16 protein-coding genes are annotated in these 16,422 nt (G+C 70.0%); 12 read left to right on the top strand and 4 right to left on the bottom strand.

Annotation, left to right across the window (positions count from 1 at the left end):
- The first annotated feature begins 4 nt into the window (after positions 1-4).
- The 3 genes from pafA to AB0L64_RS30085 all read left to right on the top strand — a co-directional run bounded on the left by pafA (position 5) and on the right by AB0L64_RS30085 (position 3,808).
- Positions 5-1,366 (top strand): Pup--protein ligase, encoded by a 1,362-nt coding sequence (gene pafA, locus AB0L64_RS30095; protein WP_344202029.1) that lies wholly within the window; start codon positions 5-7, stop codon positions 1,364-1,366.
- 51 nt (positions 1,367-1,417) lie between these two features.
- A complete protein-coding gene (locus AB0L64_RS30090; RefSeq protein ID WP_363715461.1) occupies positions 1,418-2,686 on the top strand; it encodes a GNAT family N-acetyltransferase in 1,269 nt (422 codons plus the stop codon).
- Between the two features lie 156 nt (positions 2,687-2,842).
- Positions 2,843-3,808: an FKBP-type peptidyl-prolyl cis-trans isomerase gene (locus AB0L64_RS30085; RefSeq protein ID WP_363715459.1), complete on the top strand. Its 966-nt coding sequence runs from the start codon at positions 2,843-2,845 to the stop codon at positions 3,806-3,808.
- A gap of 56 nt (positions 3,809-3,864) precedes the next feature.
- Here AB0L64_RS30085 and AB0L64_RS30080 read toward each other — a convergent pair whose 3' ends face one another.
- Both AB0L64_RS30080 and AB0L64_RS30075 read right to left on the bottom strand, forming a co-directional pair.
- On the bottom strand, positions 3,865-4,362 hold the full coding sequence (locus AB0L64_RS30080; RefSeq protein ID WP_363715457.1) for a hypothetical protein: 498 nt from the start codon (positions 4,360-4,362) through the stop codon (positions 3,865-3,867).
- Between the two features lie 32 nt (positions 4,363-4,394).
- Positions 4,395-5,495 carry a DUF3866 family protein gene (locus tag AB0L64_RS30075; RefSeq protein ID WP_363715455.1) on the bottom strand — a complete coding sequence of 367 codons (1,101 nt, stop codon included), beginning with the start codon at positions 5,493-5,495 and terminating at the stop codon, positions 4,395-4,397.
- Between the two features lie 87 nt (positions 5,496-5,582).
- Here AB0L64_RS30075 and AB0L64_RS30070 point away from each other — a divergent pair, with 87 nt between their 5' ends.
- Positions 5,583-6,539 (top strand): WYL domain-containing protein, encoded by a 957-nt coding sequence (locus AB0L64_RS30070; RefSeq protein WP_363715453.1) that lies wholly within the window; start codon positions 5,583-5,585, stop codon positions 6,537-6,539.
- Positions 6,536-7,507 carry a WYL domain-containing protein gene (locus AB0L64_RS30065; protein WP_359929850.1) on the top strand — a complete coding sequence of 324 codons (972 nt, stop codon included), beginning with the start codon at positions 6,536-6,538 and terminating at the stop codon, positions 7,505-7,507. The genes AB0L64_RS30070 and AB0L64_RS30065 overlap by 4 nt, the downstream gene beginning before the upstream one ends.
- Here AB0L64_RS30065 and AB0L64_RS30060 read toward each other — a convergent pair.
- Positions 7,504-8,694, bottom strand: a complete 1,191-nt coding sequence (locus AB0L64_RS30060) for a winged helix DNA-binding domain-containing protein (RefSeq protein ID WP_363715451.1) — start codon at positions 8,692-8,694, stop codon at positions 7,504-7,506. The genes AB0L64_RS30065 and AB0L64_RS30060 overlap by 4 nt on opposite strands.
- 141 nt (positions 8,695-8,835) lie before the next feature.
- Here AB0L64_RS30060 and AB0L64_RS30055 point away from each other — a divergent pair, with 141 nt between their 5' ends.
- From AB0L64_RS30055 to AB0L64_RS30035, 5 genes are all read left to right on the top strand, one after another.
- Positions 8,836-9,027 (top strand): hypothetical protein, encoded by a 192-nt coding sequence (locus AB0L64_RS30055; RefSeq protein ID WP_363715449.1) that lies wholly within the window; start codon positions 8,836-8,838, stop codon positions 9,025-9,027.
- Between the two features lie 57 nt (positions 9,028-9,084).
- The gene (locus AB0L64_RS30050) at positions 9,085-9,384 is read left to right on the top strand and encodes a twin-arginine translocase TatA/TatE family subunit (RefSeq protein WP_355700145.1); all 300 of its coding nucleotides are present in this window, start codon (positions 9,085-9,087) and stop codon (positions 9,382-9,384) included.
- An 87-nt stretch (positions 9,385-9,471) separates the two neighbouring features.
- Positions 9,472-10,233 (top strand): twin-arginine translocase subunit TatC, encoded by a 762-nt coding sequence (gene tatC / locus AB0L64_RS30045; RefSeq protein WP_363715446.1) that lies wholly within the window; start codon positions 9,472-9,474, stop codon positions 10,231-10,233.
- A complete protein-coding gene (locus AB0L64_RS30040; protein WP_363715444.1) occupies positions 10,233-11,105 on the top strand; it encodes a YegS/Rv2252/BmrU family lipid kinase in 873 nt (290 codons plus the stop codon). The genes tatC and AB0L64_RS30040 overlap by 1 nt, the downstream gene beginning before the upstream one ends.
- 135 nt (positions 11,106-11,240) lie before the next feature.
- Positions 11,241-12,068, top strand: a complete 828-nt coding sequence (locus AB0L64_RS30035; protein WP_363715442.1) for a chitosanase — start codon at positions 11,241-11,243, stop codon at positions 12,066-12,068.
- Positions 12,069-12,141: 73 nt separating this feature from the next.
- On the opposite strand, the gene AB0L64_RS30030 is transcribed toward AB0L64_RS30035, so the two are convergent.
- Positions 12,142-12,612, bottom strand: a complete 471-nt coding sequence (locus AB0L64_RS30030; RefSeq protein WP_363715440.1) for a MarR family winged helix-turn-helix transcriptional regulator — start codon at positions 12,610-12,612, stop codon at positions 12,142-12,144.
- 67 nt (positions 12,613-12,679) lie between these two features.
- Here AB0L64_RS30030 and AB0L64_RS30025 point away from each other — a divergent pair, with 67 nt between their 5' ends.
- Both AB0L64_RS30025 and AB0L64_RS30020 read left to right on the top strand, forming a co-directional pair.
- Positions 12,680-13,570: an alpha/beta hydrolase gene (locus AB0L64_RS30025; protein WP_363715438.1), complete on the top strand. Its 891-nt coding sequence runs from the start codon at positions 12,680-12,682 to the stop codon at positions 13,568-13,570.
- A 10-nt stretch (positions 13,571-13,580) separates the two neighbouring features.
- Positions 13,581-16,400, top strand: coding sequence for a DEAD/DEAH box helicase (locus tag AB0L64_RS30020; protein WP_363715436.1), 2,820 nt, complete (start codon positions 13,581-13,583; stop codon positions 16,398-16,400).
- The last annotated feature ends 22 nt before the right edge of the window (positions 16,401-16,422 follow it).

Raw genomic sequence — 16,422 nt, 5'->3', positions numbered from 1 at the left:
TGATGTGAACCGGCGAATCTTCGGTCTGGAGAACGAGTACGGCGTCACCTGTACGTTCCGCGGGCAGCGGCGACTGACCCCGGACGAGGTGGCGCGGTATCTGTTTCGGCGGGTCGTGTCCTGGGGGCGGAGCAGCAACGTCTTCCTCCGCAACGGGGCCCGGCTCTACCTCGATGTGGGCTCGCACCCGGAGTACGCGACCGGTGAGTGCGACTCGGTCACCGACCTGATCGCGCACGACAAGGCCGGTGAGCGGATCCTCGAGGGACTGCTGGTGGACGCCCAGAAGCGGCTGCACGACGAGGGCATCTTCGGCGACGTCTACCTGTTCAAGAACAACACCGACTCGGCCGGCAACAGCTACGGCTGCCACGAGAACTACCTGGTCAGCAGGCACGGCGACTTCGCCAAGCTGGCCGACGTGCTGATCCCGTTCCTGGTCACCCGGCAGCTGATCTGCGGCGCGGGCAAGGTGCTGCAGACGCCGCGCGGCGCGGTCTACAGCGTCAGCCAGCGCGCCGAGCACATCTGGGAGGGTGTGTCGAGCGCGACCACCCGGTCCCGGCCGATCATCAACACCCGCGACGAGCCGCACGCCGACGCCGAGCGGTTCCGCCGGCTGCACGTGATCGTCGGCGACTCGAACATGTCCGAGACCACGATGCTGCTGAAGGTGGCCAGCACCGACCTGGTGCTGCGGATGATCGAGGCCGGCATCGTGATGCGCGACCTGACGCTGGACAACCCGATCCGGGCGATCCGCGAGATCAGCCACGACATGACCGGCCGCCGCGAGGTGCGGCTGGCGAACGGCCGTGAGGCGAGCGCCCTCGACATCCAGACGGAGTACCTGACGAAGGCGCGCGACTTCGTCGACCGGCGCGAGCTGGGGACGCCGGCCGTCGAGCGGGCGCTGTCGCTGTGGGAGCGGACGCTGAAGGCGATCGAGTCCGGCGACCTGTCAGGGATCGAGCGGGAGATCGACTGGGTGATCAAGTACCGGCTCATCGAGCGCTACCGCTCGCAGAACAACCTCGGCCTGGCCAGCCCGCGCGTCGCACAGCTCGACCTGGCGTACCACGACATCCACCGCCCCCGCGGGCTGTACTACCTGCTCGAGCGCAAGGGCGCGGTCACCCGGGTCGTCGACGACCTGCGGGTCTTCGAGGCGAAGTCGGTGCCGCCGCAGACCACGCGGGCGCGGCTGCGCGGTGAGTTCATCAAGCGCGCCCAGGAGCGCCGCCGGGACTTCACCGTCGACTGGGTGCACCTGAAGCTCAACGACCAGGCCCAGCGCACGGTCCTGTGCAAGGACCCCTTCAAGTCGCACGACGAGAGGGTCGAGAAGCTCATCGCGAGCATGTAGCGGCTCGCTAAATGGAGTGCTCGGTCGCCGTGCCCTGCTTAGAAAGAGCTCATGGCGATCGAGATCCGGCCGGTCACAGCGGCTGAGACCAAGGAATACCTGCGCGTCCTGCCGTACGTGAACGGCTTCCCGCAGGAGGAGCCCGAGCCCTCGGCCTGGTACGCCGGTAGCGCGGCGTGGCCTCCGCAGGTTCCGCGGACCGAGCAGCAGTTGGAGCAGGAGGCCGCTGAGCTGCTGACGGACTGGTTCCGGCCGCAGGCAGCGTTCGTGGACGGCAAGATCGCGGGCGGTTCGGCCATCGTTTCGGTCGAGGTCACCGTGCCCGGCGGGCGCCAGGTAGCCCTTGGCGGCGTCACCTCGACGGCCGTGCTTCCGACGTACCGCAGACGTGGGCTGCTGCGGCAGATCATGGGCGCGATGCTCGACGACTGCCGGGAGCGCGGTGAGTTCCTGGCCGGGCTGAGTGCGAGCGAGGGGACGATCTACGGGCGGTACGGGTTCTCGCCGGCGACGTTCCAGCATCGCTGGGAGGTACGGCGTACCGACGTGGCGTTCCGAGACGACTTCACTGACACGGGGTCGCTCGATCTGGTCGACAGCGCCGAGGCGGGCGTGGTGTGGCCGGTGCTGCACGAACAGGTCCGGGCAGTGCGGGTGGGAGAGATCAGCCCGCTGCCGGGCAAATGGCAGAACCTGGCTGCCCTGCCGGCCGACGGATCCGGACCGGCGCATCACCTGGTGCACCGCGATACGACAGGTGCTATCGACGGCGCCGCGATCTTCCGGCTGCCCTGGTCGCCGGATCCGGCGCTGACCGGCGTACTGCAGGTGGAGGCATTCGAGGCCGTGAGACCTGACGCGTACCGGGCGCTCTGGGCGTTGCTGCTGGACTTCGACCTCACCAAGCGCGTGGTGGCCGCGCGGCGACCTGTCGACGAGCCGCTGCGGTGGATGCTGACCAATCCGCGCGCGCTGAAGCTGACCCGGACGCGCGACAACCTCTGGCTGCGCATCCTCGACGTACGGCGTGCTCTCGAGGCCCGTACCTATGCAGCGACCGACGTACTCGTACTGGAGGTCCACGGCCACGGCCGCTGGCGACTGGACGCAGCACCCGACGGAGCTGCATGCACTGCGACAGACGCCGACGCAGACGTCAGTCTGACCGTGAACGAGCTGGGCTCGCTGTACCTCGGCGGGGTGTGTGCCAGCGAGCTGATGTACGCCGGTCGCGTTGTGGAGCGCACAGCCGGCGCGGTCTCGCGACTGGACGCACTGCTACGACAAGATCGCGCCCCGCACAACGCGGTCGGTTTCTGAGGCCTGTCACTGTGTCTGTCACTGTGTGTGGTGTGACGTAACGGTGACGCGGGCAGCCGGCCACGTGGTTGAGTGCGCAGGCTAGGGTGGTCCGCGTCGTTGACCGGAGGCAAGCGGCGCACTACGAGCGCCGGGATGGTTCGAGGTGCTGGTTTCGTGCGCAAGTTGTTGAGTCTCGTCGTGGTCGCGGCGCTGGGGGCGTCCCTGGCGGCCTGTGGTTCCGACAAGAAGGACGAGTTCGGGGCTGCCGGTATCAAGGTGACCGCGGACTTCGGGCAGAAGCCGACCATCACCCACCGCGACGGCGAACCGGACAAGACCCTGGTGACCGAGGTCCTCAAGGAGGGCGACGGTCCCGAGGTCAAGAAGGGTGAGCTGCTCACCGCGAACTACATCGGCCAGATCTGGCGCGACGGCAAGGTCTTCGACAACTCCTACGACCGCGGCGCCCCGTCGTCGTTCCCGATCGGCGTCGGCGGTGTCATCACCGGCTGGGACGAGGGCCTGGTCGGCAAGAAGATCGGCAGCCGGGTGCTGCTGTCGATCCCGTCCGACAAGGGCTACAAGTCGCAGGGCAACGAGCAGGCGGGGATCAAGGGCGACGACACGCTGATCTTCGTCGTCGACCTGGTCGGCGCGGCCGCCAACGACACCCCGCTGAACGCGGACCCGGTCAGCCCGTCGACGGCGACCAAGATCAAGGTCTCCGGCGCGCTGAACGCCGAGCCGAAGGTGACGGTCCCGGCCGGCACCAAGCCGTCGGCGAAGCCGGGCAAGCCGGTCGTGTTCGCGCAGGGCAAGGGCAAGCCGATCGAGAAGGGCGACCAGCTGGTCGGCCGGTTCGTCATCTACGACTACGCCGGCAAGAAGCAGGCCAGCACCTGGGACGCCCAGCCGGCCACCGCGCAGAGCCCGGCCCAGCCCGCCGCTCCGACCGACCAGCTGCCGACCGTCGGCGGCGCCCAGGCCGGACCGCTCGACGGCTTCATCGGGATCCCGGTCGGCAGCCGCGTCCTGGTCGAGCTCCCGGCGTCCAAGGACCAGGCCGGCAAGGTCGTCAACGCGTTCGCGGTCATCGACGTCCTGAACGCCTTCCCGGCCCCCAAGCAGACCGGGCAGTAACAGAGTCGTCACCGAAGGACCGGCCTCCCGCCACGGGAGGCCGGTCCTTCGGCGTTTCAGCGCGTCCTGCGGACCGGGCGGCCGCTGAACCAGCGGTTCGCGTCGGCGTGGAAGCTGAGCACGATCGCGCTGATCACGGCGGTGAGGTGTAGGCACCGGATCGCGGCGAACGCGACGAAGGACGCGGACCACTCGAGCGCGCCGAAGTCGCCGTCCCGAAGGAACCAGCCGATCGGACCGACGACCAGCGAGGCGACCCCGACCGTGCCCAGCAGGCCGGTGAGCAACCAGCGGGACCAGCGGACGCCGGGGCGGAAGTAGCGGTCGATGACCACGAACAGACCGCCGTACACCAGCGCGCGGAAGGCGATCTGGACGAACAGGCCGAGGACCGGGGAGCCGTCGGCGATCGCGCCGAGGACACCGAGGACCGACTCGGCGACACCGGCGCCGACGGCCGTGAACCACAGGGCAGTCGCCCCGCGAACCGCCAGCGGCGGCTCCGGCCGGGCGACGGGTCGAAGCGCAGGAGCGCGGTGCTTGGTGCTGTTCATACCAACTACTGTCGCGGCGCGAGCCCCTCAGATCAGGAGTACTGCGACCCCACTCCAGGTGGTGGTACGTCCACCAGCCCGGCTGCGTGGCGGCCCGCTGCCGCGGCAGCCTCGAAATACGCGCGGTCCTGGTCCAGCGACCGGCCCATCGTCGACAGCTTCACCGGCGCGGCCTGGAGCGCGTCGTACAGGCCGTCGACTCCCACGCGCACCACCCGGTGCCGTGCCTTCAACGGCTCGGCCGCGTCCCGTACGGCGTCCCCGAAGTCGCCGGGGAGATCAGGTACGACGATGTCGGCCGGCTGGAGTGCCACGCGCCCGTACGCCGTGAGGCTGTGGTGCGAGATACCACGGTGACGCGGACGCGGGTCCGCCTCGGAGATCCGCAGCGACGCGACGGCCCGGCCGCCCAGTGTGCCGATCGCGTTCACCGCCTCGCCCGACTGCACCCCGGAGAACCCCCAGCGCGTCCCGGTGCCCAAGTTGCCCGGGCCTTGCGTGATGACCACCAACTCGGCCGCCAGGACCTGCACAGCCGTCAACAGCCCGGTATGGACGGTCACCGCTTCACGGTCCCCGCCGTACGCCTGGCCGACCGTCACTGTCCCGCTGAGCCACCCGGCGTCCCGCAGGGTCGCAACGCTCCGCGAGAACGCCAGCGGGAGGGCGCCTCCGTCTGTCATCACGTAGACCACTCGCGTGGTCGGCCGTGCCTCGTACACACCCGCGAGCACGGCCGGGAGCGCCGAGTGCAGGTCAGCGACCACTACCGGCGTACCGAAGAGGTCGTCCGCGTCCCGCAGCACGTCGTGGTCGGGGGAGTCCTGCTCGTCGGCGCCCAGCACCATCGCCTGCAGCGGCGTGTACCGTGCCTTCACGAGATGCCCGCGCTCGGGAGGGTCCTCCGGCAGCCGGTCCGGGACTGCGACCACCAGGGCGTACCCACCCGTGCCGAGGCCGCGGTCGAGCGCGCTCACGTTGAGCAGCACGCGGTCACCGGCCACCGGCGTACCGACCAGGTCCGGATAGGCCAGCGCGCGCACAGGCTGTTCGCCGACCATCACTGTCAGTTCCAGCGCACCCGCCCAGCTCCGCCCGGCCTGCGCCACCACACCGTCCCGCCACCGAATCACAGCCCGACATTAGCGGGTCGAACCGGTGTTCGAAGTTTCGGTGCGAAATGGCGGGTTTTGGCCGCCCGGAGGCCGTAAGGTGGTCGGGTGTCGGCGCGGAAGAGTGAGCGGCTGCTCAACGTGGTCATCTGCCTCCTGGTCGCGCGCACCTATGTGACCAAGGAGCGGATCCGCGAGGCCGTCGAGGGGTACGCGGGGCAGACCGACGACGCCTTCGAGAAGATGTTCGAGCGCGACAAGGACGAGCTGCGCGATCTCGGCATCCCGATCGAGATGGGCACCATCGACAAGTTCTTCTCCGACGACGTCGGCTACCGGATCCGCCGGGACGTCTTCGAGCTGCCCGAGGTGCACCTGGAGCCCGACGAGGCCGCCGTCCTGGGCGTCGCGGCCAGGGTGTGGCAGCACGCCGGCCTGTCCGAGGCGACCACGTCGGCGGTGCTGAAGCTGAAGGCGGCCGGGATCCAGACCGACCAGTCCGCGCTGAGCGCGATCGAGCCGCACGTCGGCGCGTCGGAGCCGGCCTTCGACCCGCTGTGGACCGCTGTGGTGGCGCGGCAGGCGGTGCGGTTCCAGCACCTGCGCAGCGGCGCCTCGGAGCCGACCACGCGCACCCTCGAGCCGTGGGGCATCGTGTCCTGGCACGGCCGCTGGTACGTCGTCGGCCGCGACCGGGACCGCGAGGCGACCCGGATGTTCCGGCTGTCGCGGATCGGCGGGGACGTGAAGACGGTGGGGGAGCCGGGCGCGTTCACGGTGCCGGAGGGGACGGACCTGCGGTCGCTGGTGACCGAGCTGGCCCCGCCGCGGCCGACCTCGGAGGCGAAGGTGCGGGCGCGGACCGGTTCGTGTGTCAGCCTGCGGCGCCGCGCCAACGCCATCGAGCCGTACGAGGAGGGCTGGGACCTGCTGCACGTCCCGTACGCCGACTCGTCGGTCCTGGCCGAGGAGATCGCGTCGTACGGACCTGACGCGGTCGTGGAAGGCCCTGGCGACGTCCTGGATGGTGTCCTGTGGCGGCTGCGGACGGTGGCGGGCGTATGAGTAACGCGCGTGACCAGGTGCAGCGCCTGCTGGCGTTGGTGCCGTACCTGCGGGAGAACGACGGTGCCCGTGTCGACGACGTCGCCAAGGAGTTCGGCGTCCGCCCGAAGCAGATCATCGCGGACCTGAAGGTGCTGTGGTTCTGCGGGCTGCCGGGCGCGCAGATGGGCGACCTGATCGAGATCGACATCGAGGCCGCCGAGGGCGACGGCGTCATCCACATCAACAATGCGGACTACCTGGCGCGGCCGCTGCGGCTGGCCGCGGCGGAGGCGCTCGCGCTGCTGACCGCGTTGCGGACGCTGCGCGAGGTGACCGCCGGCGCCGACCGGGACGCCGTCGACCGCGCGATCGCCAAGCTCGAGCGGGCGGCCGGCGAGGCCGCGGCGGCGAACGAGGGCGCGGCCGCGCATGTTCACGTGGAGCCGGCCGCCCCGGAGATCGCCGAGATCGTGAACCGCGGCCTGGCCACCAAGCGGCGGCTGCACCTGACGTACGACGTACCGTCGCGGGACGAGACGACCGAGCGCGACGTGGACCCGATGCGGCTGGTCGTGTCCGAGGGGCGCACGTATCTGGAAGCCTGGTGCCGGCTGGCCGAGGACGTGCGGCTGTTCCGCCTGGACCGGATCGCCGCCGTCAAGCTCCTCGACGTGCCGAGCGAGCCGCCGCCCGAGGCGACACCGCGGGACCTGTCCAACGGCATGTTCCAGCCGTCCGAGCGCGACCTGCTGGCCACGGTGAAGCTCGCGCCTCCGGCCCGCTGGGTCGCCGAGTACTACCCCAACGAGTCCGTCGAAGAGGGCCCGGAGAACTCCCTCATCGTCAAGCTCCGCGTCGCCGACACCGCCTGGCTGCAGCGCCTGGTCCTCCGCCTCGGCGGAGCCGCCACGGTCCTGGACCCCGAGGACCTCACGACGCAGATCGCCGCCACGGCCCGCGACGCGCTCTCGGCGTACGACGTCTAGCCCTGGCTGAGCTGCTTCTCGAGCGGGGAGCGGAAGCGTGGCGTGACCCGCACACCGGCGAGCCACTTGGTCCACCGAGCCGCCTCGGCCTCCACCATTGCCGTCGTGTCCGCACCGACGTCCTCCAGGAGCTGGTAGCGGACCTCGCCGGACTCGGGCTGCCCCCAGGCGCCGATGATCCGGCCGTCCGACCAGATGCTCGGGCCGATGTTGCCGGTGGTGTCGAACAGCTTCGCCTTGTGCGGACCCAGGAACCAGTCGCGCTCCTTCCAGCCCATCGGCGTCGGGTCCAGACCGGGCAGGAACGCCACCCACGGCTCGACCGGGACCTCCGGCGCCTCGTCACCGGGAAGCACAAACCCGACCTGGCCGTCCAGGTCCACCTTGACCGCCTCGACGGCCGCCAGCGCCTTCCGCGTCTGACCGAGCGTCCACCCGGCCCACCACTGCAGATCAGCCGTCGTCCCAGGGCCGAACGACGCCAGCCAGGCCCGGGCGAGCGTCACGCGCGCCTCCTCCGCGGCCAGCTTGTCGCCGAGCCCGGCCGGCAGCCAGTCCGCGGCCGGCGACCACTGGTGCTGTCCGCTCAGCCAGGTCCCCAGCGGACGTCCCCGCACGATCCGCCCGTCGGCCGCCAACTGGAACAGCACACGGCTCGTTACGTACGGCTGCGCGCCGTACGACTTCCCGGGGGCCATGCTGAGCCGGGTCCGTAACCGCGGCTCGTCGGCGGACAGCTCCTGCGCCGTGGCCGAACCACGCAGCGCCAGCGCGGTCGCGGTCGCCTCTTCGACCGCGGCCAGCCACTGCCCGCAGGCGTCGGCGTCCTCCGCGACCTCCGCCTCGAGCAGATGCTTGACCAGCAATTTGCGCTGTTTGACGGCGATGTCGTTGGTGCACGCCGCCTGGACGATGGGCGCGAACGGCGTCGGTACGACGAACACGGTCCGCCGCATGCCCAGCATCCGGATCAGCGACCGATCGTCGTACAGGGCACGCTCCGTGTCCGCGACGTCACTACCCGGCACCCGAGCGGCCACGCTCAGGTGCACCGTGGCCGGATCGGACGCGTGCAACGCCACCATCGACGCGGCCGCCTCGACCGGATCGGCCGCCTGGCAGCCCGCTCCGAGCCGGTGCCGCCGCCCGAGCCGCGTCCGCCGCTCCTCGACCCCGATCCGCTCCATTCGCGGCCCCCTTGCTCGCCTCGATCACGCCGCACCGCCACTGCGGGACACTCGGTTTTACCATCACGTTCCGACACCGTTGTCCCCGCAGACGCACCGCGGGGCGTGGGTCCCGGCCAGGAAGCGGTTAGGCTCCTGGGTATGTACTGGTTCCTGTTGTTCCTCGCGGTGGTGGCGGTGTGGCTCCTCGTCCTCGCCCTGCTCGCGTGGAAGTTGTGGGGCCAGGGCAAGGCACTGACGCGTGAGTTGGTCGCCGCCCAGTCCAAGCTGGAGGCAGCGCAGTCCGCGGCCGGGTCTGGACAGACCCGTGAGGACGCCGGCGCTCCGGCGTAGTATTCGGCCACGAACTCAGGCTCGAGTCCCGAGTTGATGTTGGAAAGGGAGATCGACATGGCAGCACCGCTCATCGGTATGCCCCAAGGCGCAGAATGGCTGATCATTCTCGCGATCGTCGTGCTGCTGTTCGGTTCGGCCAAGCTGCCGGCGCTGGTGAAGCAGCTCGGCAAGTCGAAGAAGATCTGGGAAGAAGAGGTCGGCCCCAAGAAGAAGGACCCGGAGCTGACCGAGGAAGCCTCCCAGCCGCCGGCGCAGCAGACCGTGCAGCAGACCCAGGCGCAGCCGGCTCAGCAGCCGAACCAGGTGAACGGCCAGGGGCCGGGCGACGGCCTGCCGCCGCACACGGCCAACTGAGCCGAACGCCCCACACCTGTGTCGATGGTGAAGTTCGGGCGGCGTAAGGAGAAGAAAGAACGCCACCCGAAGGACCCAGAGGGTCGGATGACCCTGCGCGAGCACATTGTCGAGCTCCGGAACCGGCTGCTCATCAGTGTGCTCGCGATCGTGGTCGGAACGGTCGTCGGCTGGATCTTCTACAACCACGCCTTCGAGTTCCTGACCAAGCCGTTCGTGACGAGCGTGGCCGAGATGGCCAAGGACGCCGGACAGACCAAGACGCCGCAGCTGACGTTCCCGGGTGTCGGCAACGCGCTGACGTTCCGGATCAAGATCTCGGCGCTGTTCGGCCTGGTGCTGGCCGCGCCGGTCTGGCTGTACCAGCTGTGGGCCTTCGTGGCGCCCGGACTGCACCGCAGCGAGCGCAAGTGGGCCTACATCTTCTCGGCGATCGCGACCCCGCTGTTCGCCACCGGGATCGCGGTCTCGTACTGGACGCTGCCGAAGGGCATCGAGATCCTGCTCGGCTTCACGCCGCTGGACATCCAGAACCTGGTCGAGCTGCCCGACTACCTGGACTTCGTGCTCCGCACGATGCTCGTCTTCGGCGTCGCGTTCCTGATCCCGCTGGTGGTCGTGCTGCTGAACATGGTCGGCGTGGTGCCTGCCGCCGCGCTCGGCAAGTTCCGGCCGTACATCATCCTGGTGATCTTCGTGTTCGCCGCCGTCGCGACGCCGTCCGGCGACCCGTTCACGATGTGCCTGCTGGCGATCCCGATGTGCCTGCTGTTCTTCGTCGCCGAGATCATCTCGCGCTTCAACGACAAACGCCGCGCCCGCCGCTCCGAAGAGCTGCTGGCGGACTGATGAGTCGGCGGATCGCGCTGGTGGTCAACCCCACCAGCGGCCGGGGACGTGGTGCGCGGATCGCGCCGGCGGTGCGCGAGCGGATCGCCGCCGCCGGGCTGACCGTCGACGTCCACACCACCACCTGTGCCGAGGACGTCGGCCGGATCGCCGCCGAGGTGGTCGCCTCGGGCGCGGACGCGGTCGCGCTGATCGGCGGCGACGGCACCATCCACCTCGGCGCCCAGGTGCTGGCCAACTCCGGGATGCCGTTCGGCGTCATCCCGGCCGGCACCGGCAACGACTTCGCCCGCGGGATCGGCGTACCGCTGGGGGATCCGGCCGCCGCGGCCGACCTGCTCGTCGCGGGTAAGACCCGGACGATCGACCTCGCGGTGGCCAAGGACAGGTTCATCACCACCGTCGTGGCCGGCGGCTTCGACTCGCTCGTCAACAAGCGCGCTAACGCGATGAGCTGGCCCAAGGGCAGTTCCCGCTACACCGTCGCGACGCTCGCCGAGCTCCGCACGTTCAAGCCCCTCGAGTACGTCGTGACGGTCGACGACGAGGTGATCGACACCAAGGCCATGCTGGTCGCGGTCGGCACCGGACCGACGTACGGCGGCGGCCTGCAGATCTGTGCCGGCGCGGAGATCGACGACGGGCTGCTGGACGTGACGATCATCGAGCCGGTGTCCCGGATGACGCTGCTGCAGCTGTTCCCGAAGCTGTCCAAGGGCACCCACGTCGGCCACCCGGCGGTGCGCGCCGTCCGCGGCCGCTCGGTCCGGCTCGAGTCCCCGGGCATCACGGCGTACGCCGACGGCGAGGTCCTCGGCCCGCTGCCGGTCGACATCGGGGTCGCCCCGGGCGCGCTCACCGTGTTCGCCTGAGCGTTCGCCCGAGTGTCCGCCTGAGCCTTTCGCCTGAGACACAACTGACATGAACTGAGCTGTTCTCACGACCGGAGTTCATCTGATAGGAAAGCTTCCTAACAGTTCATCCTCGGACGCCCCTCGGAGGACCACATGGAGTACCGCCCCTCGCGCCGGACCACGCTGCTGCTCGGCCTGTCGCTCGCCGCCGTGCCGGCCACCGGGCTCGCCGTCTCCCGCTACGCGCCGCACGCCGACGCCGCGGTGCAGGCGACCGGCCTCGACGACCCGGCGAAGAAGGAGATCGCGATGCAGATCGTCTGCAGCGCGGAGAACTCGTCGCTGGACTGGAAGGCGCAGTACAAGTACATCGAGGACATCGACGACGGCCGCGGGTACACCGCGGGCATCATCGGGTTCTGCTCGGGGACCCACGACATGCTCGAGCTCGTCGAGCTGTACGCCGATCGCAAGCCGAACAACATCCTGCAGAAGTACCTGCCGGCGCTGCGCCGCGTGGACGGCAGCGACTCGCACGCCGGACTCGACCCGAACTACACCAGGGACTGGAAGACCGCGGCCAAGGACTCGGTGTTCCAGCAGTGCCAGAACGACGAGCGCGACCGGGTGTACTTCAACCCGGCGGTCAGCCGCGGCAAGTCCGACGGGCTGCGCACGCTCGGGCAGTTCTGCTACTACGACGCGATCGTCATGCACGGCGACGGTGACGACCCGACCAGCTTCGGCGGGATCCGCAAGCGGGCGCTCGCCAAGGCCAAGCCGCCGGCGCAGGGCGGCAACGAGACGACGTACCTGAACGCGTTCCTGGACGCGCGGGTCTGGGCGATGAAGCAGGAGGAGGCGCACAGCGACACCAGCCGGGTGGACACCGCGCAGCGGGTGTTCCTCCGCAACGGCAACTTCAACCTGAACACCCCGCTGGACTGGAAGGTGTACGGCGACCCGTACCACATCGGCTAGCCACTGCGGACCGCCATCACTCACCAACCCTCGCTGCGGGCCTGTCGACGACCGCGACTGAGCGTCGGCTCGGTCAGCTGTCGGCGGTTGATGAGTGGTGGCGGTCCGTGCGCTGGTCGAGCTCGGCGCGTTGACGCAGCATCGACAGGCTGGTGGCGAGCTGGTCGACGACCGTCGCCGGCAGGACGGAGCCGACCCAGGTCTGCAGCTCGTCCTCGACCGTCGGCGTCGCGGCGGCGAGGAGATCGGCGCCCGCGGGCGTCAGCTCGACCAGCGACGAGCGGCGGTCCGACGGGTTCGCCGTCCGCCGGACGCGCCCGGCGGCCTCGAGCCGGTCGACCGCCTTGCTGGTGGCGCCGACCGTGATCGCCATCTCCCGCGCCAGGTCGTAGACCCGCGCCGTCCGGCGCGCCGCGATGAACCGCAGGAACTCGAACTGGCCGAGCGGAAGCGCGTGCTCGGCCTTCAGGCGGGCGTCGAGCACGTTGTAGAGCCGCGTTTCCAGCCGGACCAGGTCCGTGAACAATGCTGTGAGATCGGTCACGGGAATTAGATTCCTTGGAATGTAGTTGCAGAGAACTATATTCCTCGGAATCTATCAGGAGGCAGCTATGAGCCGGGACCAACGCGCTGTGGCGCGCAGCTTCATCACCAAGGGCGACCCCCGGCGGTCGCCCGAGCAGCAACGGACCGATTTCGACGCGGTGTTCGCCGTGCGGCCGCTCGGCGACGACGTCACGCTGGTCCGAACCAGTGTGGGCGGGGTGCCGGCGCTGGACGTCCAGGTCGAAGGAGCCGACGGCGACAGCGTGATCCTCTACTTGCACGGCGGCGGGTACGTGATCGGCTCGGCCCGCACCGGCGCGAACCTCGCGGCGCCGCTGTCCCGCCGTACCGGCCTGCCGGCAGTCTCGCTGGACTACCGGCTCGCGCCGGAGAACCCGTTCCCGGCCGCGGTCGACGACGCGCTGGCGGCGTACGTCGCCTTGCAAGAAGGCGGTCGGGACGTCCTGATCGCCGGCGACTCCGCGGGTGGCGGACTGGCGCTCGCGACGATCCTCGCCGCACGTCGGCAAGGTCTGCGGCTGCCGCCGGCGGCCGTCGTGTTCTCGCCGTGGACCGACCTGACACTGGCCGGCGCCAGCATGGACGCGCGCGGCGACCAGGACCCGCTGTTCAGCCGGGAGCACTTCGACGCGTACGTCGACGCCTACCTGGCCGGTCACGACCCGAAGGACGAGCTGGCCAGCCCGCTCCTCGCGGACCTCACCGGTCTGCCGCCGCTGCTGATCCAGGTCGGATCCGCCGAGGTGCTGCTCGACGACTCGCTGCGGCTCGCGGCCCGCGCCGCGGAACAGGAGGTGGACGTGAGCCTGGACGTGGTCGCGGGGGCTCCGCACGTGTACCAGTTCAACGTCGGCGTGATGGACGAGGCCGACGCCGCGCTGACGCGAGCCGCGCAGTGGCTGGCCCAGCGTGGCTTTGGGGGTGGGGTCGCATAGATTGGGGTCCATGAGTACCCCGTCCGAGAAGTACGCCTCGTTCCGCTCGGACCAGGAGCATCCTGCCGTGAAGGAGTTCCGGGCGCTCTACGACTTCGAGCTGGACGAGTTCCAGCTGCGCGCCTGCGCCGCCCTCGAGGACGGTCATCAGGTGCTGGTCGCGGCGCCCACCGGCTCCGGCAAGACCCTCGTCGGTGAGTTCGCCGTCCACCTCGCCCTGGAGCGTGGGCAGAAGTGCTTCTACACCACCCCGATCAAGGCGCTGAGCAACCAGAAGTACGGCGACCTGGTGAGCAGGTACGGCGCGGACAAGGTCGGCCTGCTCACCGGCGACAACTCGGTGAACTCCGAGGCCCCGATCGTCGTGATGACGACCGAGGTGCTGCGGAACATGCTGTACGCCGGGTCGCAGACGCTGCTCGGCCTGTCGTACGTCGTGATGGACGAGGTGCACTACCTGGCCGACCGCTCCCGCGGCGCGGTCTGGGAAGAGGTGTTGATCCACCTGCCGGACTCGGTGTCGGTGGTCTCGCTGTCGGCGACGGTGAGCAACGCCGAGGAGTTCGGCGACTGGCTGGAGACGGTCCGCGGCAACACCGTCGTCGTCCTGGAGGAGAAGCGGCCGGTGCCGCTGTTCCAGCACGTGATGGTGGGGAAACGGCTGCACGATCTGTTCGCCGGGGAAGCGCCGACCGCTCGGGTCGGCGCTCCTGCGAAGCCCTCGAAGTCGGGCAATCCGGCGAAGGCGGGCAACCCGGCGAAGGCCGATCTGAAGGACCTGGTGAACCCGCAGCTGGTCCGGATCGCCCGCGACGACAACCGGATCTTCCGCGACGACTCGCGCAAGCCGCGGCGCCGCCGCGACCTGCCGAGGAACCGGCCGGCCAAGACCCACTTCACGCCGTATCGCTCGGACGTGGTGGAGGAGCTGGACGCCGGCGCGCTGCTGCCGGCGATCTTCTTCATCTTCTCCCGCAAGGGCTGTGAGGACGCGGTCGTGCAGTGCCTGCGGTCCGGGCTGCGGCTGACCAAGCCTTCGGAGCGCGACGAGATCAAGCGCGTGGTCGCCGAGCGGACGGCCGACCTCCCGGACGAGGACCTCGGCGTGCTCGGCTACCACGACTTCGCCGAGGCCCTGTCGCGCGGGATCGCGGCGCATCACGCGGGCATGCTGGCGGCCTTCAAGGAGGTCGTCGAGGAGCTGTTCGCGCGCGGCCTGATCAAGGTCGTGTTCGCCACCGAGACGCTTGCCCTGGGCATCAACATGCCGGCGCGCACCGTCGTCCTCGAGAAGCTCTCGAAGTGGAACGGCGAGGCGCACGTCGACATCACGCCGGGGGAGTACACGCAGCTGACCGGGCGGGCCGGACGGCGCGGGATCGACGTCGAGGGGCACGCGGTCGTGCTCTGGCAGCCCGGCTTCGACCCGCGCGAGGTCGCCGGCCTGGCGTCGACGCGGACGTATCCGCTGCGGTCGTCGTTCTCCCCGTCGTACAACATGGCCGTCAACCTGGTGCGTCAGGTCGGGCGGACGCGGGCGCGGGACATGCTCGAGCTGTCGTTCGCACAGTTCCAGTCCGACCAGGCCGTGGTCGGGCTGGCGCGGCAGGTGCAGCGCAACACCGAGGCGCTCGAGGGGTACAAGGAGTCGATCGATTGCCACCTCGGCGACTTCCTCGAGTACGCCGCGCTGCGCCGGCGGATCGGCGATCGCGAGGCATCCGGGTCGAAGCGGCGCAAGCTCGACCGCCGGATCGAGGCGCAGGAGTCGATCGAGAAGCTGAAGACCGGTGACATCGTCCGGATCCCGGCCGGCCGCAGCGCGGGCTGGGCGCTGGTGCTCGACCCGGGCATGCGGTCGGAGCGCGAAGGGCCGCGGCCGACCGTGCTGACGCTGGACCGGCAGGTGCGGAAGCTGTCGATGGTCGACTTCCCGGCACCGGTCGAGGCGATCGGGACGCTGCGGATCCCGCGTAAGTTCAACCCGCGCAACCCGCAGCAGCGCCGTGAACTCGCCCAGGTGCTGCGGAACCGGACCGACCTGCTCGGCGAGGACGGACCGCCGTCGCGCGGCCGCGACATCGTCTCCCACGCCGACGACCCGGAGCTGCAGGAGATGCGGGCGCAGCTGCGCGCGCACCCCTGCCACGGCTGCTCGGACCGCGAGGACCACGCCCGATGGGCCGAGCGGTACTTCCGGCTCGACCGCGAGAACCGTGACGTGCAACGGAAGATCGAGCAGCGGACGAACACGATCGCCCGCCAGTTCGACCGGGTCTGTCAGGTGCTGGACGCGCTGCACTACCTCGACGGCGACAAGACGACCGAGGCCGGCGACCGGCTCGCCCGGATCTACACCGAGCTCGACCTGGTCGCGGCGGAGTGCCTGCGGCAAGGGGTGTTCGACGACCTGACCGTGCCGGAGCTGGCCTCGTGCCTCGCGGCGCTGGTGTACGAGTCGCGGTCGAAGGACGAGCCGACCTCACCGCGGCTGCCGCGCGGCGACGTACGGATCGCGCTGGAGCGGATGGGCTCGATCTGGCGGGACCTGTCCGCGCTGGAGCGGGACATGCGGGTCGACTTCCTGCGCTCGATGGACCTGAACTTCTGCTGGCCCGCGTTCCGCTGGGCGTCGGGTGCGTCGCTGGCCGAGGTCCTGTACGAGTCCGACCTGGCCGCCGGCGACTTCGTCCGCTGGGTCAAGCAACTCATCGATCTCACCGAACAGATCGCCGACGCCGCCGGAGACACCCCGCTCCGCAGCACGGCCCGCGCAGTCGTCGACCAGATCCGCCGAGGCGTCATCTCCTACGCCTCCATGGTCGAGTAAGTGGTGTCTGCTTCAGCCGTCG

Source organism: Kribbella sp. NPDC051936, assembly GCF_040680955.1.
GTDB lineage: Bacteria > Actinomycetota > Actinomycetes > Propionibacteriales > Kribbellaceae > Kribbella.
This window is presented reverse-complemented; position numbering and strand designations above follow the sequence as displayed.

Bases quoted from the DNA above. Each gene is read 5' to 3' on its own strand.
- AB0L64_RS30090 (WP_363715461.1), top strand. From the start codon at position 1,418: ATGGCGATCGAGATCCGGCCGGTCACAGCGGCTGAGACCAAGGAATAC.
- AB0L64_RS30080 (WP_363715457.1), bottom strand. From the start codon at position 4,362: ATGAACAGCACCAAGCACCGCGCTCCTGCGCTTCGACCCGTCGCCCGG.
- AB0L64_RS30065 (WP_359929850.1), top strand. From the start codon at position 6,536: ATGAGTAACGCGCGTGACCAGGTGCAGCGCCTGCTGGCGTTGGTGCCG.
- AB0L64_RS30060 (WP_363715451.1), bottom strand. From the start codon at position 8,694: ATGGAGCGGATCGGGGTCGAGGAGCGGCGGACGCGGCTCGGGCGGCGG.
- AB0L64_RS30055 (WP_363715449.1), top strand. From the start codon at position 8,836: ATGTACTGGTTCCTGTTGTTCCTCGCGGTGGTGGCGGTGTGGCTCCTC.
- AB0L64_RS30050 (WP_355700145.1), top strand. From the start codon at position 9,085: ATGGCAGCACCGCTCATCGGTATGCCCCAAGGCGCAGAATGGCTGATC.
- tatC (WP_363715446.1), top strand. From the start codon at position 9,472: ATGACCCTGCGCGAGCACATTGTCGAGCTCCGGAACCGGCTGCTCATC.
- AB0L64_RS30040 (WP_363715444.1), top strand. From the start codon at position 10,233: ATGAGTCGGCGGATCGCGCTGGTGGTCAACCCCACCAGCGGCCGGGGA.
- AB0L64_RS30035 (WP_363715442.1), top strand. From the start codon at position 11,241: ATGGAGTACCGCCCCTCGCGCCGGACCACGCTGCTGCTCGGCCTGTCG.
- AB0L64_RS30025 (WP_363715438.1), top strand. From the start codon at position 12,680: ATGAGCCGGGACCAACGCGCTGTGGCGCGCAGCTTCATCACCAAGGGC.
- AB0L64_RS30020 (WP_363715436.1), top strand. From the start codon at position 13,581: ATGAGTACCCCGTCCGAGAAGTACGCCTCGTTCCGCTCGGACCAGGAG.